Origin of the sequence: Halorubrum alkaliphilum, from assembly GCF_017873815.1 — an archaeon.
Taxonomy (GTDB): domain Archaea; phylum Halobacteriota; class Halobacteria; order Halobacteriales; family Haloferacaceae; genus Halorubrum; species Halorubrum alkaliphilum.
The window spans coordinates 163,366-187,566 of record NZ_JAGGKQ010000005.1 but is presented as its reverse complement, the minus strand read 5'-3'; the positions used below and the strand labels follow the sequence as shown (position 1 = coordinate 187,566).

Here is a 24,201-nt window from a genome sequence, read left to right as displayed (position 1 = left end):
CCCGACGAAAACGGGCCGGTAGGGGGCCAGCGCCACCACACAGTTGAAGCCGCAGGAACGGGTAGGCTTCGGTATGGCACGAACGACGCCGATCGAGGTGGACGGCTCCCGCCCCTAATGTCGTTGGCGTGGACATCAGCGGCCGCCACGAGGAGGGCGGCGAATATCTGATGGTCGCGGCCGCGGTCCACGCGACGATCGACTCGACCCGGATCCGCTCGGTCGAGGGGATCGGGTTCGCCAGCGTCCGCGACGGGCCGACCCTAGAGGCGACCGTTGCGCTGACGGCGGAGGCGGTCGGTAACCTCCCGGAGCCGCCGTCGTGTCCGATCGTCGCCGAGGGCGGCGAGTTCTACGAGGAGCCCGCGGAGGTCGTCGGGCTGAGCTTCCGACCGGAGTTTAAATACGTCGAGAGCATAGGGGAACGCGAAACAGTGCAGGCCGCACACCACGCCGCGTACGCCGCTCGAAACCTCCTGTTATGACGGGGGGAAACGACGGGCTCGACGGGACGACTGACCGTACGACTACCGATGGGTTCGACGACGCGATCGAACGCGTCGACCCCTCCGACACCGACGCGGACGGCCGTTCCGCGATCGTCGCTAAACGCGTCGATTCCGGCACGGCCGACCTGACGGAGATCAGCCAACTCACCCGGGCCGCAGGTTACGGGGTTGTCGGGAGTCTGACGCAGACCCGAACCGAGGACGCCGCGTTCATGTTCGGAGAGGGGAAGGTAGCGGAGCTCCGCGACCTCGTCCGGCGGACGGGAGCCGGAGCCGTGATCATCGACAACGATGTCGGTCCGTACCAGACGTTCAACATCGGCGGCGAGCTTCCGGAAGGGGTCGAGGTGATCGACCGGTTCACGCTCATCCTCGAGATATTCGGCCAGCGCGCGAACACCCGGAAGGCCCAGCTACAGGTCGAACTCGCGGAGCTCCGCTACGAGCTCCCCAGAGCGGAGGCAAAAGCGAGTCTCGCGAAACGCGACGAGCGTCCGGGGTTCATGGGGCTCGGCGAGTACGACGAGAGCGTCGAGCGCGACATCAAACGACAGATATCCGAGATCCGCGACGAGCTGGAGTCGATCGCGGACAAGGAGCGGGCTCGCCGCGAGCAGCGCCGGGAGTCCGGATTCGACCTCGTCGCGCTCGCGGGCTACACGAACGCAGGCAAATCGACGCTGATGCGTCAGCTGGCCGCCGAGCTCGACGTCGACGAGAACGAGGAACGGCACCCGGATCTGGACTCGACCGCGGAGTCACAGGACATGCTGTTCACGACGCTCGGCACGACCACGCGGCGTGCGGCGATGGAGAAACGGGACGTGTTGCTCACGGACACCGTCGGATTCATCGCGGACCTGCCGCACTGGCTCGTCGAGTCGTTCGAGTCGACGCTCGACTCCGTCTACCGCGCGGACCTCGTGTTACTCGTCGTGGACGCGAGCGAGTCGGTCGAGGAGATGCGCGAGAAGCTCGTCACGAGCCACGATACCCTGTATGAACGCAACGAGGCCCCCATCGTCACCGTGTTCAACAAAGTCGACCGGCTCGAACCCGGCGAACTGGCGGACAAACGCGCAGCACTCTCGGGGCTCGCGCCGGAGCCGGTCGCAGTCTCCGCACGGACGGGCGCGGGAGTCGCCGAGCTTCGCGATAGGGTCGAGGGCGAGCTACCCGACTGGGAGCGCGAGCGCCTGATGGTCCCCGTCTCCGACGACGCAATGAGCCTCGTCTCGTGGATCCACGACCACGCGCACGTCGACGAGGAGACGTACGCCGACGAGCACGTCACGGTCGCGTTCGAGGCGAAACCCTCGATCGTCGCCCGCGCACGGTCGAAGGCGGCGGAGCTGGCACCGGCCGGTTCGACTTAGGCGGGAGCGCGCCCGCGGAGGAGTGCGACGATCGCGACGGCGAGCCACACCAGAGATGCGGGTCCAGCGAGTTCGAGATAGATCGCGAGCGGCGAGCTATCGGTACCGCCGAACGGGAGCGCAAGCAGCCAGCCGCCAACTGCGACGCCCGCGGCACCGCCGAACAGGAACGTCGCTGCCAAGCCGAGGTCGACGAACGGCGACCGGTCGCTCACGTCCCTCATTCGCTACGTTCCCCCGGGCCGTTCCTTTCGCTTCTCGACGACTCCCACGTCGGCGATTCGCGTGTCCGGATAGCCGCCGTCGGCGTCCTTCTCGGCGGCTTTTACCATGTCCCAGACGACGTTGAGACCGGTCGTTACACCCTGTAGCGCCTCCATCTCGCAGCCGGTCTTCCCGGTCGTCTCGACGGCGACGCTCAGTTCGACACGATCCTCGTCGACGACGAACTCGGTGTCGACATTCGTGATCGGGATCTGATGACACATCGGGATCGACTCCCACGTGTGTTTCACTGCGTCTATCGCGCCGATCCGGGCGGTGGCCAGCACGTCCCCCTTCCCGATCGAGTCGGCTTCGATGGCGGCGACCGTCGACGGCGTCAGCCGGATCTCACCGCGGGCGACCGCGCGCCGCTTCGTATCCGGTTTCGACCCGACGTCGACCATCTGGACGTCGCCGTCGGCCGTCGTGTGCGTCAGGTTCTCGTCGGGGGAGGGCTCTTCACTCATCGTACAACGCCTGCGGGAGCCGGTCGATTAAATCCGTCGCCACGAGCCCGTCCCCGTTGGTCTCGGCCGCCGAGTCCCCCGCCAATCCGTTGGCGTACGCGCCGGTGGCTGCCGCCTCGAACGGATCGGTCGTCGCCGCAAGCGCCCCGACCGTTCCCGCGAGCACGTCGCCGGTGCCGCCGACGGTCATTCCGGGGTTCCCGGTCCGGTTGAGCCGGACCTCGCCGTCAGGACTTGCGACCACGTCGACCGCGCCCTTCACGAGCAGCGTGTGGCCCAGGTCGGCGGCGAACTCCCCGACGAGTGCGGCGCGATCGTCCGGGTCGGCGGCGGTCTTGCCGCCCATCGCCTCCAACTCACCCTGGTGGGGCGTACAGATCAGCTCCGCGGATGTCTCCATGTCCGGGACGACCCGGAGAGCGTCCGCGTCGACGACGATCCGGCCCTCGTGTTCAGCGAGGAACTCGCGGACGAACGAGAGCGTCGCCTCCGCGTCGCCGAGCCCCGGTCCGAAGACGACCGTGTCGTGGTCCGCTGCGAGCTCGCGAATCCGGGCGAGATGGGACGGACCGAGCGTTTCACCGGAGAGCCCGTGAACGATCAGGTTCTCCGAGAACCCTTGAACCTCCCGCGCGACCGCCGCCGGGCAGGCGACGCGGACGAGGTCCGCGCCGGCCCGCAGCGCCGCCCGCGCCGAGAGCGTCGGCGCGCCGGTGTAAGGACCGCCGCCCACGACGAGCACCTCGCCGTTCTCTCCCTTGTGTGAGTCCGACGCTCGACCGATCCCGAGCAGGTCTCCCGGACCGGTGAACCGCTCCGCGGCCTCGGGGATCCCGATGTCAGCGACGGTCAGTTCTACCGATAGGCTCCCTAATCCCGGCTTCTCGTCGTGGAACGTCACCACGTGGTCGGCGTCGACGGCGACCGCGTCCGCACCGCCGGCGGGTGCTCCGGTGTCGGCGTCGATACCGGACGGCACGTCCACGGATACCACCGTCGCTCTCGCCTCGCCGGCGTCGTTGATGCGTTCCGCGGCCGTGCGCTCCGGATCGCGAAGTGCGCCGGAGATCCCCGTTCCGAGCATAGCGTCGACGACGACGTCCGCGGTCCCGAACTCGAGGCTCCCGGCGTCGACGACCGACTCGGTCGGGATCCCCGCGTTGACGAGCGTCTCCCAGTTCTCGCCGGCGATGTCGGTCGTGATCGACTCGGGGCGTCCGAGCAGGTGAACGGTCACGTCGTATCCCGAGAGGAACCGCGCCGCGACCGAGGCGTCGCCGCCGTTGTTCCCCCGGCCACACACGAGTTCGACGGACTCACCCGGCTCGGCAACCGACCGCACCACACGGGCGACCGCGTTACCCGACGACTCCATGAGTTGCTTCCGTGGAACCCCGAGCGCCGCCGCATTGGCGTCGATGGCTGCCATCCGATCGGTCGATATCATACGGATTGGTGCGTTGAGGAGCGTCATAATGATGTGGGGCACCCGACCCATACTTATTTGAGATACGATGGAGAATCGCCGGTTGGTGATGCCGTAATGTCAACACAACCGTCCGAACGGACGCTCCAAGCGGAGCTGTTGGGGCGTGAGGTGACGTTCAACTACTCGGAGACGTGGCTCGCCTATTCGATGCTGGGGCTGCGCCTCGTGATGGCGTGGGTGTTCCTCCAAGCGGGGCTTTCGAAGCTGTTCGAGGGCGGTATTAGCGACCCGTTGGCGTGGTCGTCCGCCGGCTTCCTCCAGAACGCGATCGCGGAGGCGAACCCCCTGAGCGGACTGTTCGCGTGGTTCGCTAACTACGGCTCGATCGTCGACCCGCTCGTGATCTTCGGGCAGATCCTGATCGGACTCGCCCTGCTGTTCGGCGTGTTCTTCCGGTTCGCCGCGCTCATGGGTGCGATCCAGATGGCAATGTTCTGGACTGCCGCGTGGGAGGGTGGCCTCGCACAGGGGTTCCCGATGCCGAACGGCTACTTCATCGACAGCTCGTTCGTCTACATGCTCCTGCTGTTCGGCCTCGGCGCGTGGGGTGCCGGCCGTATCGTCGGCGTCGACCGCGCCCTCGAGGAGTCCTCGATCGTCACGGAGAACCCGTGGCTTCGGTACCTCCTCGGGTGAGTCACGGAGACGGCCCGTCCCCTTTTATCCGATATTTCGGGCGCGTTCACGGTCCGTCGAGCACAGGCCTCGTCAACGTCGGTAGGGCCACGGTCCCGTCGACGCGTCCCGGAAGCGATCCGACGGGATCGACGGTACCGACGAGCCGGCCGCAACTGGAGCGTCGTTCTCGGAGGGGGTCGTTCCACGCAGCGACGGGATCCCGGACGGTGGGTGGTCACCGAACGGAACGACCGACGGGTTGTACCGTCCGCCACAGCGGCGGGGGACACTCACCGTCACGGACGAGTTCGTGAACTGGCGTTGCTGCCTCCGCGTTGCCACATCGGCACACGCCACGCAAGCGTTCGTGCCGTGGAGTTCGATGACACCGCCCGGTCTAACGCACCTCGAGATCGGTTCAGGCGGCCGGGAGCGCCCACTGCCACGCCGATCTGAGGGCGACGACGCCAAACGGGCCGCCGAACCCGGCGGCGACCGCCGCGACGGTGGGGGCGGAGGAGGCGAGGCCAACCACGGCGGCGACGCCACAGGCTCCAACCGCAGCTGCCGCCCCGACCACACGTCGGTCAAGCGGACCGAACACCGTCGTCTCGACGGGGAGTTCGAACGCCTCGACGGCCCGGTCGTACTCCCGGAGGTGCGCGACGCTGCGTTCGTGTTCGCCCACAAACGTGGTGAGCGAGAACGTCCGGGTGTCGTAGGCACGGTCGACGAACTCCCCCTCACACAGCTCGGCGTCCCGGACATCGTCGACGGGGATCACCCACTGGACCGCCTCGGTGAGGTCGTCGTACGCGACCACCGCGTCGTCGCGGCGCTGGTACACCAGTGTGCCATGGGTGAGGACGTACTCGACGGTCTTCAGCCCGCCGATGGCGGCCGGTAGAAAGCCGAAACAGACCACGGTTGCGGCGACTCCCCCCGCCGATCCGGCAGTGAGCCCGACCCACGCGACGAGGTACACTGGGCCGCCGCTAACCGCGGACTTCACGCCCCGCCAGAGTGCGGTGGCGTGGACCGCACACCGGTCCGGACGGACCTCGGCCGTCGGCGGCACGTCCGGAGCCGCCACGGGCGGGAGCGTTCCCAACCCCTCGTCAGGATCGACCGCTACCCCGTCGCGGTAGCTCCGCCACTCCATGAACAGCTTCACCATAACGAATGCAACCAGCGCGCCGGTCGGACCGCCGACGGCCGCAAACCAGAGCACCACTACGGCTACAAACGCCTCGTTTTTTGCGCTACTGATCACCTTCCGGGGTGTGCTCGTCCTGTAGCGCCGCTCGCCGAAGTATTCACGACTAACAAGGCCGACTTGAGAGACGACAAGGGAGACGGCGCTCGCCGCCACGATCGGGTCAGCAAGCGTTGCCGGCACGTTGATGAAACGGCTCAGTGTGAAGAGGAACACCCCAACGAGTGTCACAGCAGTCCCAACCGCTTGTAAGACGAACGGGACGTTCCGAGGGTATATCGGCGGGAGCGAGTCGACGACCGTGACGCTCCCGCGCCGGCGCTTGAGGTCGCTCGATCCGACGGAACTCTCGCCCAGCTCGTCGGAGTTGAGCGGGGTATCCCTCCGTGGACGCTCCAGCTCGTCGTAGTCCGGCGGGCGGCGTGCGAACAACGCCTTCAATCCAGCAAACGGGACGGCGACGACCAGTTCGATCGCGTAGACGACCGCGAACGTCTGTGCGCTCCACCCGAGGTGGAGCACGCCGACTAGCGGGACGACGTTCGCCGCGACGGTCACCAGAAACACGGTAGACGAACCGTTGGACGGTGACGCCATCGGTTCACCGTTCGACAGCGGAAAGTAGAACCTGTCGGCATGGGATTGCCCGCTCTCGCTCGACTTCCTCGGCGATCTCGTCGACGGTGCGTGGTCGTCCTGCTCGATAAGCAGGCGGAAATCTCTTTACGGAGAATCGAGGAGAAAGCCTCGCGCTTCAGCGCGGGGAGGATGTCAATGAGGTCTTCAGAGCGTGGGTACGCTCCAGAATCCCCTCAACCGCACCTCCTGTTTGAGATGTTCGCTCATCGAATCGGCCATTGTACCCGTATTCACGGCCCCGAACGCAAATTATTTGTGAAGATTGTACAATACTACTGAGTGTCGAACCGGGAGAAGAGCGGGCCGGTCAAATCGTCACGAACCACCTACAGACGGTTTCACGGTAGCACTACCGGCCCTACACTGGAGGCGTCGCTCCCGGTCCAGACGGAGAGTGTCTCATATTCTCGGACGCGACTGAGACGGGTTTTTGAGGGCGCTCCCGACACGGTTTCGAGAGACACCCCACAGCGGGATCTCGAGGAGTTCGTTTCGCTTTCCCGGGAAGCATTAGCACGGGACAGCGCGTCCTGAAAGCTGTGTCCGCCCCGGGAACACTATATTTTCATAACTTACACCAATATCTCCGTCAGTTACCTATCTTATACACTTCAATAATATTGTATAGAGGTCCCAAAACTGTTATTACCTCCGGCAGGCGTAGGTGAAGGTGAGTAAAAAGTATGATTCCCACACAACCATTGCGGATGGGGTGGTCGGTCGTATGATAGCGATCTCGGCCCTCCCGATAGCGGTACAGGCGGCACTCGTCGTCACGCTCGTCCTCGTCGAGGCAATCGTCCTCTATGTCGGATACGGACTGATAGAAGAACGCATCGCACCGCCGATTCTCGAAGTCATCGAAAGCGTCTGATAATGGAACTGCTCGGACTTCCCCCGGAGCTGCTCGTACTGTTCGTCAGCTTCGGCTTTATGGTGGGGGTGTTCTTCGGGTTCTTCGGAATGGGCGGGTCGTTTCTCGTCACCCCTGCTCTCCTGATTCTCGGCTATCCTGCGCCGGTCGCTATCGGGAGTTCGATGGCGTTCGTTTTCGGAACAGCCGTGATCGCGACTCTGAAACACCACGATGTCGGACAGGTCGATTACAAACTCGGCGCGCTGATGTTCGTCGGTATCGTGCTCGGTATCGAGGCCGGGAAGATGCTCGTCTTCGGCCTCGAAGCCATCGGGCAGGCCGAACTGGTCGTCGGCACCGCATACGTCCTGCTTCTGGGTGCGATCGGCATCGTGTTCACGCGAAACGCGCTCAAACAGGATGCCTCCGAAGACGACGATCAGCAGACCGACGACGACATTCCCGAGATCGCGAAGAAGATCAAATCGTACAATATCCCACCGATGGTGACGCTAACCGACGGCAGCAAGGCGTCGATGTGGACCATCTCGGGGGTTGGCGGCGGCGTCGGCGTCGTCTCGGGCTTTCTCGGCGTTGGTGGTGGCTTCATCCGGATGCCCGCCATCTACTATCTTATCGGTGTACCCCTTGCGGCCGCCGTCGGGACGAGCCTCTTCGGTGCGCTCATGTCGGGCGCTGTTGGGGCGTTCAGCTACGGGCTCTCGGGCGTCATCGATATCGGCGTCGTGACGGCGCTGCTCGTCGGTAGCGCACTCGGTGCCCGGATCGGGTCGGCGTCAACGGCCTACGTCGACGAGGACGACGTGACCATCTACTTCGGCATCATGTTGCTTTTGGCGAGTGTTGCGGTCGCCTTCGGCGAGTTCGCCAACTGGTTCGAGATGCCGATACTCGACACCGTGAGCTTTGTTCTGCTCATCGGATCCTCAATCTTCGTCACCGCAGTCATCATCTACTATGGCGCACTGGCCGTCCGTGAACGGAAGGTCACCACCGATGTAACACCACACGGTGACGACTGACGCATAAAGCTGCTGGCTATCGTTCCAGCAGTGTTACGGTACTGTTCGTCGTCGAGTTTCAGGCGCTTGATCGACCACAGGAAGCTCAGCTGCTGGCGGGGACGGCCTCTCTCATGACTTTCACGATGTCGTTCTACAGATCCGTCGGTCTTGTATGTATGTCCCACAAATACAGATGCTATCACAAACCGTTCGACCCTCGTTCGGGGCGTCAAACCGTTCGGAACGGATTGTTCCGTCGTCACCTGTGGAGCTACGCGCTCCGCTCCGGCGGCACTACCAGCACGTTGCCGTTCGCGTTGGCGACGATGTCTTCAGTCACGCTGCCGAGTAACAGCCGTCGGAGTCGGCTGTGTCCCCGCGAGCCGAGAAGCGTCGTCGTCGCGCTGTAGGCCTCCTCGACCGCAAGGAGTTCCTCGGCCGGGTCGCCCTGCCGGATTTCGACGTCGGTCTCGATGCCCCACTCCGCGAGACGGCCGGCCAGTTCGGAGAGCCGGTCACGTGGGTCCCCACTCTCAGGCCCGGGGTCTTTCGGCGTTCGGACGTGAACGAGCATCGCATCCACCGTCGCATGACGGAGATACGAGAAGGCCTCGAAGGTCCGGTCGGCGTTCTCCGAGAAGTCCGTCGCATAGAGCACTCGATCGAAGAGGTGTTCGCGAACGAGTTCGGGGCTCTCCACACCGCGCTCGATACGGTTGACTAACAGCGGAGCGATGGTCGTCCGCGTGAGGTTTCTGGCCGTCGACCCGATAATGCGGTTCTCAAGCGGACTCTTGCCGCGTGAGCCGACGATAGTGAGGCTGGCACCGACTGTTCCAGCCACGCCGTTGATCCGCCGATGCGGTGTCCCCCGAACGACGTGCGTTTCGACGGCAAACCCGGCGTCCTCGATTATCTCTCTGTACCGTGCCAGAGCGCGCTTCCGGCGCTTCTCGAACTTCATTCCCGGCATCCCGGCGTGGACGTTCGACGGGATGACTGTGACGAGGTGTATCTCTTCGACCCCGATCTTTCCGAGACAGTGTAGACAAGTCTCGGTCTCAATAGCCGCCTCGCTCGCCGCCGAGAGGTCAGTTGCGCATACCGCTTTCATACGAGAGCTACGCAGTGGGGCCATAATATTGTTTCGTACCCCCAATATACTGTCAGTCGTCTCCGGGTGTGGTGATATTCACAGAAATACAAGGCGGATGCCACGGGGCTTGACCCCGAGGCTGTTGACATCCGAAGACTAGCTTCGCCAAACGCCCTGTGCGTAGGCCCCGAGGAACATCCCGGCGATGGCCCACAGGATGGTGACGTTACCGACACCGAGGCTGGCGTAGGCGGCACCGGGACAGATTCCCGACAGTCCCCAGCCGACGCCGAAGATCGAGCCGCCGATCAGAACGTTTCGATCGAACGGCTTCAGCCGTCGACCGTACGGGCGGTCGGTGAGTGGGGCATTCGACCGGAGTCGGGGGACGAGCCAGAACGCGAGTCCGGCGACGATGGAGCCGCCGAACATCACGAACAGCAAACCGAGGTCGTCGAACGTCAGGAAGTTGAGGACGACTTCCGGGCGCGCCATGTGGCTGAATCCTAGACCGAAGCCGAAGACGAGCCCACCGAGCAGGATGAGCGGCATGAACAGCGGATGCCGGCTCATGGCGAGATCCCCATTACAGCGACGAGGTTCGCGGTCACGATTGCGACGATGAGGAACGTGACAACACCGATGAGCGAGGTCCGGGAGACGGAGCCGACGCCACAGACGCCGTGGCCCGACGTACAGCCCTTTCCGAGTCGGGTTCCGATACCGACGAGGATGCCGCCGACGAACAGCCGCCACGGCTGGACGTCGGTCAGCCAGATGGTGAATACGCCGACGTCTCGCAGCTCCCCGGTCGTGCCCGTCGCATAAAGACCACTGGAGACCAGTCCCGACTGGAAGGTCAGGGCGTATATCGCTGCCCCGCCGACGATGCCGAACGTGAACACGATTCGCCAGTCACGCGACGGCCGATACTGCGTGAATCGTTCCGTTTCGGAAATGTACGACAGCGTCGACTCGAGGAACGTGCTCGCACCGGCTGTAATCCCGGTTCCGAGATAGATGATGGCGGTTCCGAGCCCGACGAGTATGCCTCCGACGGCGTATCGGGAGATTCCGTTCGGGAACAGCGCCTCAAACGTCCCGGAACCGAGTAGCTCGGCGATCATCGCTCGTGATCCTCGTGGTCGTCGTTAGTCGCTCGTGAGTGCATCCTGGCTGGCTGCGCAGTTGTTCGGGCCGAGCTCGAGGGTGAATGCCTCGTCGTCGTCGACGACGTTCTGTCCGAGATTCGTCGCGATGATGTCCTCGTAGTTGGCCGGTCGCGGCGGCATATCCGCGAGAACCACGTCGACGAAGTCGTCTTCGTCCATCCTCAGAGCCTCCATCTCTTCGACGAGGTTACCGATGGGTGCGGTGTAGGTGCCATCAGCGGCGGACTCTGCGACGCTGCTGAAGTGGGCACCACCGATGAGCGTCTCGTCGGGGAGCGTCAGGACGCGTTCCTGTAGCGACTCGTAGAGCATCCGCGCGGCGTCCGGCGCGCCCTCGTCGCCCTCTTCGAGGTCGGGGCGTGCGACGCTCTCGATGAACAGTCCGTCGCCGGTCGCGAGTAGGCCGTCGTCGACGAGGTACGAGGTCATCCCGGTGGTGTGGCCGGGTGTGTAGACGGTCTCGATAGTAGCATCGCCGATCTCGAAGGTGTCGCCGTCTTCGGCCGTGGTCAGCTCGTCGGCGTAGGTAACGCCGCGGTCGACGGCAGCCTCGGGGATGACGCCCTCCACGCCTTCCTCGTTGAGCTTACGGACGCCGGAGATGTGATCGGCGTGGACGTGGGTATCCAGCGCGTACGTCAACTCGACGCCCAACTCGGCCGCGTCCTCGAGGTACCGATCCGTGAACGCCCGCAGCGGGTCGATGACGGCGGCCTCGCCGTCGTCGTAGACGAAGTAGCCGAGACAGCCACTGGAGGGACGCTGGTACTGTAGCAGCGTTCCTGTACCGTCGTAGTCGGTGACCTCGTGGGCCTCGTAAATCAACGCCCAGCCGTTCATTCCCTCTTCGAGGTGGTCGACATCGTAGCCACGATCCGCGAGCGCGCCAGCGACGTATTCGCTGGCACCGCCCTTCGCACAGAGAACGGTAACGTGTTCGTCATCGGGGATGGACGCGAGCACGTCGCCGTCGATCTCCTCGTCGAGGAACTCGAAGTATGGGACGTTGATGCTCTCAACGTTCTCGCCGTCAATTTTCCACTCCTCATAATCGCTTTCCATACGCGCATCGAGCAGCGTGACGTCATCGCCGCCGTCGATACGCTCTTTGAGCGCCTCCGGCTCGATCGATTCGACATCCGATTCCGGCGTTGGGAAATCCATCGCTTCGGGATCCATGTACACTCACACGTACTACCCAGAATGACTTAAGGTTTTGTATAGTAATTCAATATCTACCCAATATAGCACTACCGAAACTCCAGATAAAAGCCCAGTAGCCGCGCACACGAACACGCGAACCAAATGAGACGGACCGAATACACAACAGTATTTCAATTTAAACCCAATAATCGACACACTTATGTCTGGGGACACAGTATTGTGGAACAACCCCAACACAGGGGAGATAACCAATGAGTACGGAAACCGCTGAGACGGTCGATGTGAAAGGACAGAACTGCCCGATGCCCGTCATCAAGACAAAAGGTGCCTTCGAGGACCTTGACGCCGGCGAGACGTTGGTCGTCGTTGCGACCGACTCCGGGAGCATGAGCGACATCAAAGGCTGGGCGGAGTCGACGGACGGTGCAGAGCTGCTCGAGCAAGAGGAAGCGACCGAGGACGGCGAATCCGTCTACAAACACTACGTCCGGAAGACCAAGTGAACATGAGCACGGACACACCAGCCGGTTCCGACGCGGAACTCTCCTCCGAGGAGACTGCGGAACTGCTGGCGCGTATCGAGGAACTCGAAGACGAGGTCGCCGATCTCCGGATGGCGGTCAACGAGGACTCGAACAAGATGGTCATCATCGCTACGAAGGGAACGCTCGATATGGCGTATCCCCCGCTCATCCTCGCCAGTACGGCAGCCGCCTTCGGCTACGACGTCACCGTCTTCCATACGTTCTGGGGATTAGAGATTCTTCACGAGGAGAACTCAAAGGACCTCAAACTGAGTTCGGTCGGAAACCCGAACATGCCGGTGCCGAACGCCATCGCCGCACTCCCCGGAATGGACCGGATGACGACCCGGATGATGCGCGGAAAGATCGACGACAACAACGTCGCATCGGTACAGGAACTCATCGAAACGTCTCTCGATCACGGCGTCGATCTCCAAGCGTGTCAGATGACCATCGATCTGCTTGACTACGACGAAGACGATTTCTACGACGGAGTAACAACGGGCGTCGGTGCCGCCTCGGCCTTCCAAGAGATGCAAGAGGCCGACATTCAACTGCTCGTCTAGAGCGCTTTCCGATACGCTGCCCGGAACCGGATCGAGTTGAATCCTCCTCCGCCTGAAGCGGGAAGACCGCTCGCACCGACCTCGGCCGTGATCTCCCCCGCGATCGCCTTCTTATTGGTGGAAACAAACCGACGGTGAATCCGCCCGAAACTGGCCTATCTTCCGGAACCGTGTCGCTCCGGATCACTATTCGATATAGCAAAATAGACTGTATGTGTCCGTCGCAGCCCACGCCTCGTGGTACCATGCAGTATGGATCACGAACGACTCCGGAACGATTACGGTATGGGGCGAACCAACTGCGGACATGACGAGTTCCGACTGGGGCGACTGGCTGCCGCGTGCGGTCTCGGAAGCGGACCCGGATACGGTGGCGCTGTGGTATCTGGGCTGTAACGGGTTCGCGATCAAGGGCCGTGACGGGACGGTACTCTGGATCGACCCCTACGTGGGAACCGGCGATCCCCCGCGAACGATCCGGATGGTCCCGATTCCCTTTGATCCCGAGGACGTCGACAGCGCGGACGCAGTGTTGGCGACTCACGAACACGTCGACCACGTCCACGGCCCGTCACAGGCACCGATCCTCGCGAACACGGGCGCGGAGTTCGTCGCACCCGACGACTCGCTTTCGGTAGCACGAGAGGACGAACGGTGGACCGAGAAGTGGGATGTCGCGGACGAGCAGTTCCTCGAAGTCGCCGAGGGCGACGAGCTCCGGATCGGCGAGTTCACCGTTCACGTCGTCGAGGTTCACGACACGGACGCGACCCACCCGGTAGGCTATGTCATCGATCACCCGGACGGAACGATGTTCCACGCGGGCGACAGCAAGCCGTCATCGACGTTCGAGTCCCTCGCAGACGAGTACGACATCGACCTCGGGATCCTCGCGTTCGGATCGGTCGGAACGGTTCCGGACAAAGAGACCGGAGAGCCGGTGCGGACGAAGTGGTACAGCGACGAGAACGAGATCGTTTCGGCCGCAAGCGCCCTGGAACTCGACCGATTGGTTCCGACTCATTGGGACATGTGGAAGGGACTCACCGCGGACCCGACCGCGCTTCACGACCACGCACAGAGCTTCGAGTACCCCTCCCGACTTTCGATCGTCGAGATCGGCGACCGGATCGATCTCTGAGAGCACCACGACGAACTCCGGGGCGGGCAACGAGTTATCGTCGCTGAGACGTCGCCCGTGGAATTTAAGCCCTTGCTTACGGAGGGTTTCGTATGAACGAACGGACGGCGGAGGCGACGACGACCGTCGAGGAGGACGGAATCAGGGTGGAGAAGTCTTTTACCGACGATGCGTTCCCGGTTCCCGCAGTAATGTATGAACTCTCTTCGGCCCGCGAGGACGCCGTACGTGTCCGGATCGTCGACAGGATACCCGAATCGTTCCCGATGGACCGGATCGGATTTCATCCCGACTACGAAAGCGAGAACTGGACCGCATATAAGGACAACCGTGTGGAGTTCGAACGAGTCCTCGAACCGGGAGAGTCCGTCGAGACCGTCTTCGGGATCCGTGATGACGACCCCGACCTAGAGGCGTTCCTCGGGGCACCCGTCATCGAGCACGTTCCGGTCGGCGAGGAGATAGAGGACGTCCTCGGGACCGACGAGACGGATGCAGTCAGAGAGGTGTTGTCGGGTGATCGGGAGACGCTACCCGGAATGGAAGACCTCTCCGAGACGGAGTCGACACCGGCGGAGTTCGAGGAATCGGAGACGGAAGCGGAACCGGAGAGCGAAGACCCTGCGACGGAGGATTCGACCGCGACGGATCCGACGCCGGAAGACGAGGGGTCTCAAGCCCCCGAGCCACGTGATCTCGTCGAAACGACCACGTCGGCCGTTACGCGGCATGACGAGGTTCCTGAGCCAAGCGACGAATCCCCTGACGCGGACGACTCACATCCCGAGGACGTTCCGGGGGAGGTGAACGAGTCGGATTCGACAGAAGCGGAGCCGTCCGACAGTGACGAGCCCGCTCCGACTCCGAAAGTAGCCCCAGAGGGGATCGCGTCCACCCTTGCGGACGAGATTCGCTCCGGCGAGGTCGACGAGGCGGACCTGAACGTCCTCCGGTCGGAGCTCGATGTCGGCGTTCCCAGAAGCGTCGATGTCAGGATAAGCCGTCTCCAGTCGAGTGTGGCGGACATCGAAGCGTACGCGGACGCGCTCGCGGAGTTCATCGATGAAGAGGGCACCGCCCGGGAGATCCTCGACGGGATCGATGCTCGGGTCGACGATGTCGAGGATGAGGTCGGTGCGCTGGACGGTCGGGTCACGGCGGGAGAACGCGCACACGGCGAGCTCGCGACTGAGGTCGTGGGGATCGATGCTCGGGTCGACGACGTCGAGGAATCGATCGAAGGCGTCGAAGACTCGGTCGGAGACGTTGAATCGACCGTTGAAACCGTTGAGTCGACCGTTGAAACCGTTGAATCGGATATTTCGGGGCTCGAAGCCGACATGAGCGACGTCGAAGGAACCGTAGGCGAACTCCGAGAGTCCGTGTCGGCGGTCGAGGGGAACGTTCACGAGGTCAAAGAGACCGTTGGCGGCGTCGTCGAGGACGTCGCGGGCGTCGAGGCGGACGTCTCGACGCTCGGTGACGACGTGGACGATCTGGACGACGACATCGAGACGTTGTACGAGGGAGTCGACGACGCTGCGGCCGCCGCCGAACGGACGGACGACCGTGTCGACGACGTGGAGGACCGGATGGGTCGGTTCGATGAGGAGTTCGACGACCTCTGGGACGACTTGGCCGAGGTCGACACCCGTCTGACCGAAATAGAGGACCGCCTCGGGGACGACCTCGAGGACGTGGACGCCGAGTTGGCCGCGATCAACGACCACTTGGAGGAGCTCGAAGCGTTCCGAGAACGGCTTAACGAAGCGTTCGGTCCGTAAAATGGTAGTTTCGTCGGTCCGGACTGAAGCGCAACCCGTTTTGCTGACGACGATCCATACGGGGTAATGACCGAACCGCTGCCCGTCGCCGTGCCCCGAAAGGGTCGCCCGCTCGAGGCCGTTCTTGAGCGGCTCGCGGACGTCGGCGGCACCGATCGCTTGGAGGAACTCGCCGACTCAGTCAGTAATACGCTCCGCTACGAAAAGGCGGTGACGAAAGGATCCCTCGAGGCGGAACGAGGGCCGTACCATCGGTTAGCGGACTACTCGGATCCAAGCGACCCGAACAACCCGGAGTTCACCTTGCTCCGCGATGATCGTGACGGAAAGCCACGACGGATCGTCTTCGACTCCGCAACCGTCTCGATCGACGGCGTCGATCTCATGCTCGTCGGTCGCGAGGAGCCATTTCGTGCGCTTCGAACCCACGAGTTCGCGCTGGGGTTCGATTCGGCCGACCTCGTGTTGGAGGAGGTCGTCGGCATCCGACCGACGGGTCTCGGCCGACTGGCCGACATCAACGAACGGATCGACCCCATGGATACGGACGTCCGGGTCGTGACCGGGCTCGGAGACACGGTGTATCACACGCTGATGGGACGGCCTAGCGAACTCCCGGCCGGAACCGATCTGGATCGCGAGTTCCTGACGGAGTACGAGGGCCCGATATGTATCTCGCCCCGATACGAACGACTCGTGACCGCCGTACTTGGGACGGACGTACTCGCGGACGTCGAGTTCGTCTATCCCGACCCCGACGCGCCGGAGGAGGCCACGATAGCCGATACCGGACTTGGCGTGTACCTCACGGTAAGCGGCTCGACCGCGCGCGATCACGGGCTCGTCCTCGGCGAACACCTCTTTCCGAGCGAAACCGTCGTGATGCGTAACGCCGCAGAAGATCATCCGGCCCTCGAATCCGCGCTGCGGCTCTTCGACGGGATCGGTTCGGATTCGAAAATAACGGTATAGCGCTCGTTACCGCTGGATTTCATCATCTCGTTCAGATCGACCCCCTCGACAGAAACGGGCCAAATCTGTATCGCAATATGTGGTTTATAAGATCGACGTCGAACGGGATCGATCGGTAAGGAGAGGTGTGTTTCGACGAGCCAGTAGATCGGATCGGCGGAGACACCGTCTCCGGAGTAGCCAGCAGCGCTCGCTGATGGCAACCGATCACGGCGGTACGAGCCCGGCAGCCAACGACTTCAGCTCTGGGTAGCTGACTCGTCACACCCCTTAGACCACGGTGGTTCCCTTACCGTTCTACGCTACGCCGTCCTCGAGTAGCGGCGAGCCCCTGCGGTACCTCACAGCGTTCGCGGCACGACGTGTCCTCTCGCGGTTCCTGACGGCGTCTGTACGATCGCTTATTGCTACCGAACCGGGGTGCGCTACGTTCGGCCGGCCGAGAAAGACGGTCGTGTTCCGAGCGCGGACCCTATCAGACCATCCGGCCCGATCGAACCCCACTCGTCTCGTTGCGTTCAGTTACTCCGGCGGCGTCCTGACCGGGCACTGAACTCTCGCTCCCGGAACCGTCTTGCGACACGTCGGACATGCCGGACTTGCCCGACGGTAGATCGACCGGATCGAAACGAGCGGGCGATCGAGATCTTGTCAAAGTCCGCCAGAGCGACGAAGTATTATATCTTGTATTCAAGAGCTATATCACGGATCTTGTGGTGTCACACGTGTTGATATGTAAAAACTACGCGGCGATCTGAAGGGACAAAAGACAGTATAAGTGACCTTATCCCGGAATGTGGGACACATTCAAGTCACTGGGTCGAGACGGTCGACTCGTAATGAGCGAGGAGCGCAAACCGGTGAAGACCTACGTGCCGGCCGATCAAAAAGCGGCGTGGCAGCGCCACGCGGACGAGATGGGGATGTCACAAAGTGAGTTCGTCAGAACGATGGTACAGGCCGGAAGACGCGGGTTCTCTCTCTCCACGGAGAGTAACCCCGAGGAGGCCGGTTCTTGGGACGCGAACCCAGGCAGTCACCACCTCGAAGACCGGGTCGAATCCGTTCTTGAAGCGGACCACCAGTCTTGGGACGAGCTCGTGGACGCGGTGTTCGACGACTTCGAGGATCGGCTGGAAGAAACGCTCGAGTCACTCCAAGATCGCAACCGAGTCCGCTACAGCGGACGAGACGGGGGATACACGCTTGTCGATGAGTAGTTCACGCATGATCGAAGGTTCCGACGACCCTGTGGGGTACTTCATCGAGGACCTGACGTATCACGGCAAGACGGAACGGACACGGGAGTCGTACGAACGGGTTCTCCGTCGATTCGAGGCCCATCTCGAGGACGGAACGTCGCCAGCAACGGCGACCCATCGCGACTGTATGGCGTTCATCCACTCGTTGCGGGGGAACGTCGCCGACAGCACCGTTGCGACGTATGCAGCGTACGTACACCGCTTTTATGGGTATATGACCGAAGTCGGAGCGTTCGATGGAAATCCGATGACCCTCGTGATGGAGGAGATGGATGAAACGATCGACAAGGACCCGGCACGACGGGACGTCTCGATTCCGGCAATGCGGTCGTTCGTCGGCAGGATCAACCATCCACTCCACCGCGCAGTCGTCTGTACGCTGTTGAAGACCGGAATGCGGGTCGGTGAACTCTGTAACCTCGATCTCCGCGACCTCGCCGTCACGGACGCCGAGCTTGAGGCAGCCTACCCGCTGGGGACGCGTGCCGCGCTCGCCGACCGGCCGAACTCGCTATACGTAACCCCCGATGCGACGGTGGGAGCGGAGTTAAACGGGGAGATCCGGACGGCCTCCAACAAACGCAAACGGGCGACCGTGATTCCGGTCGACGACGAGCTTCACACGGTCCTGAAACGCTGGTTAGCGATACGACCGGACACGACCTCGGTCGCGGAGCCCCTGTTCGTCGGTACCGCGGAGGGGTGGGGTGAGCGACTCGATCCACAGTCAGTTCGTCATATCGTCAAGCGGTACGCTCGCGAAGAGGGGTGGTATCGAACCGGTGGCGGAGCTGAAGAGAACGTCACGCCGCACTACTTCAGACACTTCTTCACGACGCATCTCCGGGACAGAACCGGTGACCGCGGCGTCGTCAAGTATCTCCGTGGGGACGTCGCCGACGACGTGATCGACACGTACACCCACAACTGGGGGGATCAAGTACGGGAGACGTACGAAGCAAGCGTGTATCGGCTGTTGGCCTGATTCGTCCGTATTGGACCCGGGGACGTAGTCGGAATATCGAGGGTCGTCGAATTTCGTCGGATACGACCAAACGAAATTCGTCGCAAGACGATCTAATAAACCATATTCTGCTATATAAATTCTCTGCCCGCTCGGATGCTCCGTTTTTCGGTGATCGGGGCGATCACACCCCCAGACTCATCGAGAAATTACCTGCCGGACGCCCGGCGTATCGAACGACGTGGACGATCCAGCCGAGTTCACTTGACTAGAATCGTGGGAACGTCCGTTCGTCGAACCACCGCCTCAGCGACGCTTCCGATCAGGAGCCGTGAGAGTCCGTCTCGACCGTGAGTCCCCATCACAACGTGATCGAACTCGCCGTCCTCGATGTACTCGATCAGTCGGTCCTCAACCGGTCCGACGAGGTACGTCACGTCGATTGACTCATCTCCGGCGATGTCACGCATCGTCTCGAACACCGCCTGTGCGGTCTCGTCGCCGACCCCGTCGAGCGAGTCGAGGCCCGCCTCGAAGACGTCCGTCGCGTCCGCCGGGAGCATGTCCAACTCGGGGTTGGCGACGTGGACTGCCGTCACTCGGGCGTCCGGAAAGACGTCACGGGCATACACGAGCGAGTCGCGACTCAACGTCGAACCGTCCATCGCAACGAGAACGTGCTCGGTCATATCCGAGGTTCTCCCGGGGACGTAATAACTGTTGGTCGGTCGCCACGCGCCGGTCAGAATCGGAACCGACCGCGAAGCCGTTCGAGCACCGCGTCCACACGCCGGCCGTATGCCAACGAGCCGACGGCGACGGCGACGCCGACGACCGACCATCCGAGAAGCGTCAGGACCGCACGACCCGGATCGACGAAGCCGTTCCCGGCCTCGAACGCGACGCCGACGACGTACTCGAAGACGAGCCCTCGAAACGCCCCGTTCGGCGTCGACGCTACCGTCCCGGCGAGCGCCGTGGTCGATCCACCGTCGGACAGCGACCGCAACACGCCGAGGTCACCGCCGAGGACTCCGCCGAGGAGAACGACGCTCCCGAGCGCCAGCGCGCTGCGACGGCCGGCCGCGAGCGACGAGACCGCCGCGGCGACGGCGAGGTAGCTGGCACCGAGCGCGAGGGCGAAGGTGAGGAACCGAACGAACAGCAGCGGCGAGTCGACGCCGGTATGCGTCGCGTAGATACCTGTCTCCGGACTGGCGGTGGCCCATATGTAGCCGCCGACCATCGCGAGCGGGACCCCGACGAGCACGATGAGCGCAACGAGGCGAGCGAGAAGCACCCCGAGCGTGTACGCGACGACACCCACCGGATACGTTCGTATCACCGCGAGTTCCCCGCTCCCAACATCGGTGAGCAGGGCTCGATAGCCGAGGACGACCGCGACGAGCGGGACGAGCACCTCGACCGGAAGTAACAGGTCGACGACGGCCGGGAGGATCCCCGTCGAGCCACCCCCACCGACGACGGCGACGGCGGCGACGATGAGGAGCACACCGAGCCCTAAGACGGCGTATCCGGGCGTCCGGAGGACGGTCGCCAACTCGCGCCGGAACACCGTTCCGAGGGCGCGCAGCGCGCTCGTCATTCGGAGACCCCCGTGACGTGTACCGCGTGGTCCGCCTCGCTTGATCCCCCCAATCCGTCCGAGTCGGAGGCGACGACCGACCGATAGAGCTCCTCGACGCTCGACACGTCGTGGTCCTCGAACAGCGAGTCGACATCGTCCGCGGCGGCAACGCCCCCGCGATCGAGGAGCAGGAGCCGGTCGGCGTGCTCCCCGACCAGATCGAGGTCGTGTGAACTCACGACGACGGCCGTGCCGTCGTCTGCGGCCGCAGCGGCCACGCGGAACGCCCGTTCTCGCATCCCCGGGTCGAGCCCGCTCGTCGGCTCGTCGAGGACGACGAGTGGCGGGTCACCGATCGTCGCCTGCGCGATCCCCAACAGTCTGCGCATCCCGCCGGAGAGGGCATCTACCCGGCGGTCGGCGGCGTCCGTCAGGCCGACCGACGCGAGCAGCGCGTCCGGGTCCGCACCCACGAACCGGGCGTAAAATGCGAGCGTCTCGCGCGCCGTGAACGACCCGCGGAACGGAACGTCCTGTGGAAGGTAGCCGACTCGACGCTCACCGCGACCGTCACCCGTCTCGGCGCGGTCGACGACGCCCTCGACCGGTTCGACCGAGCCGGCGAGGAGGCCGAGCAGCGTCGACTTCCCCGAGCCGTTCGGTCCGATCACCGCGGTCGTTCCCGGCCGTATCGATAGCGATACCGAGTCCACGACGGGGATCCCGCCGTACGTCCGGGTGACGTCCGTGAACGACGCGATCCTCCGCTCTCCATCCGCCGTCAACGTGGTGGTATCAGTCATTGGTGTCGTCCTGCGCGTTCTCGTCCGCGTCGATATCGCCTCGCCAGTCCGGATGAACGGGATCACCACCCCCCTCGCGAACCGCCTCGATCCGATCCGGTGAGTGCGGGTCGGTCACGGGAACCGGATCGACGATGCTCCCCGAGCGTGCCCCGGGAACCGTGCCGATCAGGTGGTCGAGCAGGCGTGCCGCCGGAGATTCGGCCAGCGTGGTCGCCGCCGGGTCGCGATGGAGCGCGGCGTCGACCGGCGACGTCGGCTCGTACGCCCGGTCGGCGGCGCGGAACCCGGCGTCAGCTCCCTCCCAGTGGTTCCCCCGGTCGCCGTCTGCCCAGATCCGGAGCGGTCCGGCTCCCGCGCCGGCGTGGTCGTCGTTGCCGACGAAGTCGTTGGCGGCGACGCGGCTCGACGGGACGACCGTCGTCGCCCGAGCCCCCTCTTCGTTGTCGAGAAGGACGTTGTGTTCGTAGAGCGAGCTGCGCGAACTCGTGGAGAGTCCCAGCCCGTTGTTCGCGAGCGTGTTGTACGCGATGTACGTCCGAGTGCCCGAGGCCTGAATCCCGGCCGGCGAGTCCCGCACGTCGTTGCCGACGATCGCGTTCCCGCTCGGCCGGGTCATCACCGTGATACCGCCGTACAGCTGGTCGCGGGCGACGTTGTCGGCGATCAGCGAATCAGCCGTGTACATCAGGTGGGCACCGTAGCGGGTCCCGAGGAACGTCGAGTTTCGGACGACCGAGCCGTCCGCACGGTGGAGGTACACCCCGTCGCGACCGTCCTCGAACCGGGAGTCATCGACCGTCACCTGTGACTCCATCCCCACGACGCCCATGAACCCGTCCCGCCAGTCGTCCGCGCCGCGAACGTGGAGTCCGGTTAGCGTCGCGTCGGAGCCGTCACGGAGGAGGACGCCGCTCGCATCGGTGTCGATCCGCACGTCCTCGACGACCAACCCGGGCGCGTCGACGGCCCTGATGCCCGCGTCGCCGTGGCCATAGCCGAGTTGAACGTTCGTGTCCCAGTCCTCGCCGTCATCGGGCGGGCCGCCGGCAGCGTCCGGATCTCGGGTCTCGTTTCCGGTCCCCGACAGCGAGAGGCCGACGATCCCCACGTCCGGCGATCGCACCTCGATCACGGACCCGGTTCCGTTGCCCCGGATCGTAGCGTCCTCGCCGGCGATCGTGATCGGCTCGTCGACGACGACGGTCTCGTCGTACTCGCCCGGCGGTACGCGAACCGTCGTGTTGGGCTCTGCGGCGTCGACCGCGGCCTCGACGGTGGGCTCGTCCTCGCCGACGATGATCGACTCGGGCCGGTCGATGCGGTCGCCCGACTTCCGGATCCGGTCGTCGGCCGCCGCCCAACGCTCGGGAGCGACCAATCGGACCGCGTCCGCGGCGTCGACGTCGAACGATCGGTCTCTGAGGGTCTCCCAGTCCACGACGTGACCGTCATGGGACGCGGCGAACCGCTCCGCAGCACCTCGATCGGCGAAGGGAACCAGCGTCTCGCCGGCAGTGCTCTCGACGTCGCCGTCGACGACGTACACCGCCTCCTCCGCGGGCGACCACTCGGGTTGCTCGCTCGCGGCGAACCGGTCCTCGTCGATGGTGTGTGGGTCCGCGTCATCGAACGTCTGGACGTAGACGGTCACTGGGAACCCGAGTTGGCGTTCCGTTCGGTCGTCGGCGAGCGCATCGACGAACGTCTCGACCCCGTGATAGCCGACGACGTACTGGAACTGCGAGTAGAACACCTGTACCCGGGGGACAGTTGCGTCGGAGCTCATCTCCGCGTCCGTCTCGGCGGACAGCCCGAGTTCGACGGTGTCGTCGTACGCGACGGGGTCGGGCGTCGACGCCGCGGGGTCAGCGAGGAACGCGCCGCCAGCGACCAGAACCGCCACGAGAACCGCCACGGCGACAATCCATCCGGCGAGTCTCGACCGGTCGCCGAACGGGTCGATCCGTAACACGCCGGACGTTACGTGGGCGGGCGTATAGCCGATCTGGTTCGTTCCTCGAACGCCGGGATGAACCGCTACGGAGGGTATTTGGACCCGAGTCCCCGAATGCGTGTATGGCCGAATATGACGACTCCGACGTGAACAGACGGACCGTGTTGACGGGCGTGTCGACCGGGATGGCGCTGGCGGTCGCGGGCTGTCTCGGCGGAGAGGGCGACCCAGATATCGAGCCGATAGCTCTCGACGGCGAGCGGTCCTGTGACCAGTGTGGAATGATCGTCGAGGACCATCCGGGACCGGTCGGCCAGATCCATTTCGCGGACGACGAGCCGGAGGGCGGACGCCCGGGGCAGTTCTGTAGCAGCAGCTGTACCTACCGATACCGGTTCGACGAGGAGGATGCGGGCCGAGAGCCGCTCGTCACCTTCCTCACCGACTACTCGCGAGTCGATCAGGAAGCGTTCGAGGAGGGCTCCGACGTGCTCTTCTCCTCGCACGTCGAGAGCGAGGCGTTCGCTTCGACGGCCCACCTGACGGTGGTCGCCGGCAGCGACGTGGTCGGGTCGATGGGGCCGGAGCTCATCCCGTTTTCCGACTCCGCCGATGTGGACTCGTTTCAGGAGACGTACGGCGGGCAGGAGATGGACGCCGGGGCGGTCGACCGGACCGTGATCGAGGGGCTGTAATAAATCGCCGGGCCTGTCGTGCGGCACGGGTCCCGCTGCCGTCGCGTTTCCGCT

Annotated in this window: 25 protein-coding genes; 13 read left to right on the top strand and 12 right to left on the bottom strand. The window is 63.9% G+C overall.

Annotation, left to right across the window (positions count from 1 at the left end; translation table 11 throughout):
- Nucleotides 1-128 precede the first annotated feature (128 nt).
- On the top strand, nucleotides 129-485 hold the full coding sequence (locus J2751_RS05580; protein ID WP_209483999.1) for a DUF2209 family protein: 357 nt from the start codon (nucleotides 129-131) through the stop codon (nucleotides 483-485).
- Entirely contained in the window at nucleotides 482-1,885 is a 1,404-nt protein-coding gene (gene hflX, locus J2751_RS05575) for a GTPase HflX (RefSeq protein ID WP_245202632.1), read from the top strand. Before J2751_RS05580 ends, hflX begins: the two co-directional genes overlap by 4 nt.
- On the opposite strand, the gene J2751_RS05570 is transcribed toward hflX, so the two are convergent.
- The 3 genes from J2751_RS05570 to J2751_RS05560 are packed head-to-tail and all read right to left on the bottom strand — an operon-like array spanning nucleotide 1,882 to nucleotide 4,063.
- Nucleotides 1,882-2,109, bottom strand: a complete 228-nt coding sequence (locus tag J2751_RS05570; RefSeq protein WP_209483998.1) for a hypothetical protein — start codon at nucleotides 2,107-2,109, stop codon at nucleotides 1,882-1,884. The two genes, hflX and J2751_RS05570, sit on opposite strands and share 4 nt — an antisense overlap.
- Nucleotides 2,110-2,112: 3 nt before the next feature.
- On the bottom strand, nucleotides 2,113-2,616 hold the full coding sequence (moaC, locus tag J2751_RS05565; RefSeq protein WP_209483997.1) for a cyclic pyranopterin monophosphate synthase MoaC: 504 nt from the start codon (nucleotides 2,614-2,616) through the stop codon (nucleotides 2,113-2,115).
- Nucleotides 2,609-4,063 (bottom strand): NAD(P)H-hydrate dehydratase, encoded by a 1,455-nt coding sequence (locus J2751_RS05560; protein WP_209483995.1) that lies wholly within the window; start codon nucleotides 4,061-4,063, stop codon nucleotides 2,609-2,611. Before J2751_RS05560 ends, moaC begins: the two co-directional genes overlap by 8 nt.
- Nucleotides 4,064-4,159: 96 nt before the next feature.
- On the opposite strand from J2751_RS05560, the gene J2751_RS05555 reads away from it, so the two are divergent.
- On the top strand, nucleotides 4,160-4,741 hold the full coding sequence (locus J2751_RS05555; protein WP_209483993.1) for a DoxX family protein: 582 nt from the start codon (nucleotides 4,160-4,162) through the stop codon (nucleotides 4,739-4,741).
- Nucleotides 4,742-5,141: 400 nt separating this feature from the next.
- On the opposite strand, the gene J2751_RS05550 is transcribed toward J2751_RS05555, so the two are convergent.
- Entirely contained in the window at nucleotides 5,142-6,536 is a 1,395-nt protein-coding gene (locus tag J2751_RS05550; RefSeq protein ID WP_209483991.1) for a DUF6498-containing protein, read from the bottom strand.
- Nucleotides 6,537-7,302: 766 nt separating this feature from the next.
- Here J2751_RS05550 and J2751_RS05545 point away from each other — a divergent pair.
- Both J2751_RS05545 and J2751_RS05540 read left to right on the top strand, forming a co-directional pair.
- Nucleotides 7,303-7,452 (top strand): DUF7512 family protein, encoded by a 150-nt coding sequence (locus J2751_RS05545; RefSeq protein ID WP_209483989.1) that lies wholly within the window; start codon nucleotides 7,303-7,305, stop codon nucleotides 7,450-7,452.
- 2 nt (nucleotides 7,453-7,454) lie between these two features.
- Nucleotides 7,455-8,477 carry a sulfite exporter TauE/SafE family protein gene (locus J2751_RS05540; RefSeq protein ID WP_209483987.1) on the top strand — a complete coding sequence of 341 codons (1,023 nt, stop codon included), beginning with the start codon at nucleotides 7,455-7,457 and terminating at the stop codon, nucleotides 8,475-8,477.
- A gap of 253 nt (nucleotides 8,478-8,730) precedes the next feature.
- Here the strand turns inward: J2751_RS05540 and J2751_RS05535 are convergent, their stop codons facing one another.
- The 4 genes from J2751_RS05535 to J2751_RS05520 all read right to left on the bottom strand — a co-directional run bounded on the left by J2751_RS05535 (nucleotide 8,731) and on the right by J2751_RS05520 (nucleotide 11,906).
- Nucleotides 8,731-9,573 carry a universal stress protein gene (locus tag J2751_RS05535; RefSeq protein ID WP_209483985.1) on the bottom strand — a complete coding sequence of 281 codons (843 nt, stop codon included), beginning with the start codon at nucleotides 9,571-9,573 and terminating at the stop codon, nucleotides 8,731-8,733.
- Nucleotides 9,574-9,711: 138 nt separating this feature from the next.
- Nucleotides 9,712-10,128: a YeeE/YedE family protein gene (locus J2751_RS05530; protein ID WP_209483983.1), complete on the bottom strand. Its 417-nt coding sequence runs from the start codon at nucleotides 10,126-10,128 to the stop codon at nucleotides 9,712-9,714.
- Entirely contained in the window at nucleotides 10,125-10,682 is a 558-nt protein-coding gene (locus J2751_RS05525) for a YeeE/YedE family protein (protein WP_209483981.1), read from the bottom strand. The genes J2751_RS05530 and J2751_RS05525 overlap by 4 nt, the downstream gene beginning before the upstream one ends.
- Before the next feature lie 24 nt (nucleotides 10,683-10,706).
- Nucleotides 10,707-11,906: an MBL fold metallo-hydrolase gene (locus tag J2751_RS05520; RefSeq protein ID WP_209483979.1), complete on the bottom strand. Its 1,200-nt coding sequence runs from the start codon at nucleotides 11,904-11,906 to the stop codon at nucleotides 10,707-10,709.
- Between the two features lie 236 nt (nucleotides 11,907-12,142).
- Between J2751_RS05520 and J2751_RS05515 the strand changes: the two genes are divergently transcribed.
- The 7 genes from J2751_RS05515 (at nucleotide 12,143) to J2751_RS05485 (ending at nucleotide 19,125) form a co-directional block, all read left to right on the top strand.
- The gene (locus tag J2751_RS05515; RefSeq protein WP_209483977.1) at nucleotides 12,143-12,394 is read left to right on the top strand and encodes a sulfurtransferase TusA family protein; all 252 of its coding nucleotides are present in this window, start codon (nucleotides 12,143-12,145) and stop codon (nucleotides 12,392-12,394) included.
- A gap of 2 nt (nucleotides 12,395-12,396) precedes the next feature.
- Nucleotides 12,397-12,981, top strand: a complete 585-nt coding sequence (locus J2751_RS05510; protein WP_209483976.1) for a DsrE/DsrF/DrsH-like family protein — start codon at nucleotides 12,397-12,399, stop codon at nucleotides 12,979-12,981.
- 307 nt (nucleotides 12,982-13,288) lie between these two features.
- On the top strand, nucleotides 13,289-14,122 hold the full coding sequence (locus J2751_RS05505; protein WP_209483974.1) for an MBL fold metallo-hydrolase: 834 nt from the start codon (nucleotides 13,289-13,291) through the stop codon (nucleotides 14,120-14,122).
- Between the two features lie 92 nt (nucleotides 14,123-14,214).
- Nucleotides 14,215-15,906, top strand: a complete 1,692-nt coding sequence (locus J2751_RS05500; protein WP_209483972.1) for a hypothetical protein — start codon at nucleotides 14,215-14,217, stop codon at nucleotides 15,904-15,906.
- A 66-nt stretch (nucleotides 15,907-15,972) separates the two neighbouring features.
- Nucleotides 15,973-16,878: a hypothetical protein gene (locus J2751_RS05495; RefSeq protein ID WP_209483970.1), complete on the top strand. Its 906-nt coding sequence runs from the start codon at nucleotides 15,973-15,975 to the stop codon at nucleotides 16,876-16,878.
- Between the two features lie 839 nt (nucleotides 16,879-17,717).
- A complete protein-coding gene (locus tag J2751_RS05490; protein ID WP_209483968.1) occupies nucleotides 17,718-18,098 on the top strand; it encodes a DUF5805 domain-containing protein in 381 nt (126 codons plus the stop codon).
- Nucleotides 18,091-19,125 (top strand): tyrosine-type recombinase/integrase, encoded by a 1,035-nt coding sequence (locus tag J2751_RS05485; protein ID WP_209483966.1) that lies wholly within the window; start codon nucleotides 18,091-18,093, stop codon nucleotides 19,123-19,125. Before J2751_RS05490 ends, J2751_RS05485 begins: the two co-directional genes overlap by 8 nt.
- A gap of 239 nt (nucleotides 19,126-19,364) precedes the next feature.
- Here J2751_RS05485 and J2751_RS05480 read toward each other — a convergent pair whose 3' ends face one another.
- From J2751_RS05480 to J2751_RS05465, 4 genes are read right to left on the bottom strand one after another with little or no spacing between them, the layout of a single operon-like run.
- Nucleotides 19,365-19,793 (bottom strand): universal stress protein, encoded by a 429-nt coding sequence (locus J2751_RS05480; RefSeq protein WP_209483964.1) that lies wholly within the window; start codon nucleotides 19,791-19,793, stop codon nucleotides 19,365-19,367.
- Between the two features lie 53 nt (nucleotides 19,794-19,846).
- The gene (locus J2751_RS05475; protein ID WP_209483962.1) at nucleotides 19,847-20,710 is read right to left on the bottom strand and encodes a copper ABC transporter permease; all 864 of its coding nucleotides are present in this window, start codon (nucleotides 20,708-20,710) and stop codon (nucleotides 19,847-19,849) included.
- Complete coding sequence (locus J2751_RS05470) at nucleotides 20,707-21,495, bottom strand: ABC transporter ATP-binding protein (protein WP_209483960.1); 789 nt, start codon at nucleotides 21,493-21,495, stop codon at nucleotides 20,707-20,709. Before J2751_RS05470 ends, J2751_RS05475 begins: the two co-directional genes overlap by 4 nt.
- Nucleotides 21,488-23,470: a NosD domain-containing protein gene (locus J2751_RS05465; RefSeq protein WP_209483958.1), complete on the bottom strand. Its 1,983-nt coding sequence runs from the start codon at nucleotides 23,468-23,470 to the stop codon at nucleotides 21,488-21,490. The genes J2751_RS05470 and J2751_RS05465 overlap by 8 nt, the downstream gene beginning before the upstream one ends.
- A 104-nt stretch (nucleotides 23,471-23,574) precedes the next feature.
- Between J2751_RS05465 and J2751_RS05460 the strand changes: the two genes are divergently transcribed.
- Nucleotides 23,575-24,147, top strand: coding sequence for a nitrous oxide reductase accessory protein NosL (locus J2751_RS05460; protein ID WP_209483956.1), 573 nt, complete (start codon nucleotides 23,575-23,577; stop codon nucleotides 24,145-24,147).
- Nucleotides 24,148-24,201 lie beyond the last annotated feature (54 nt).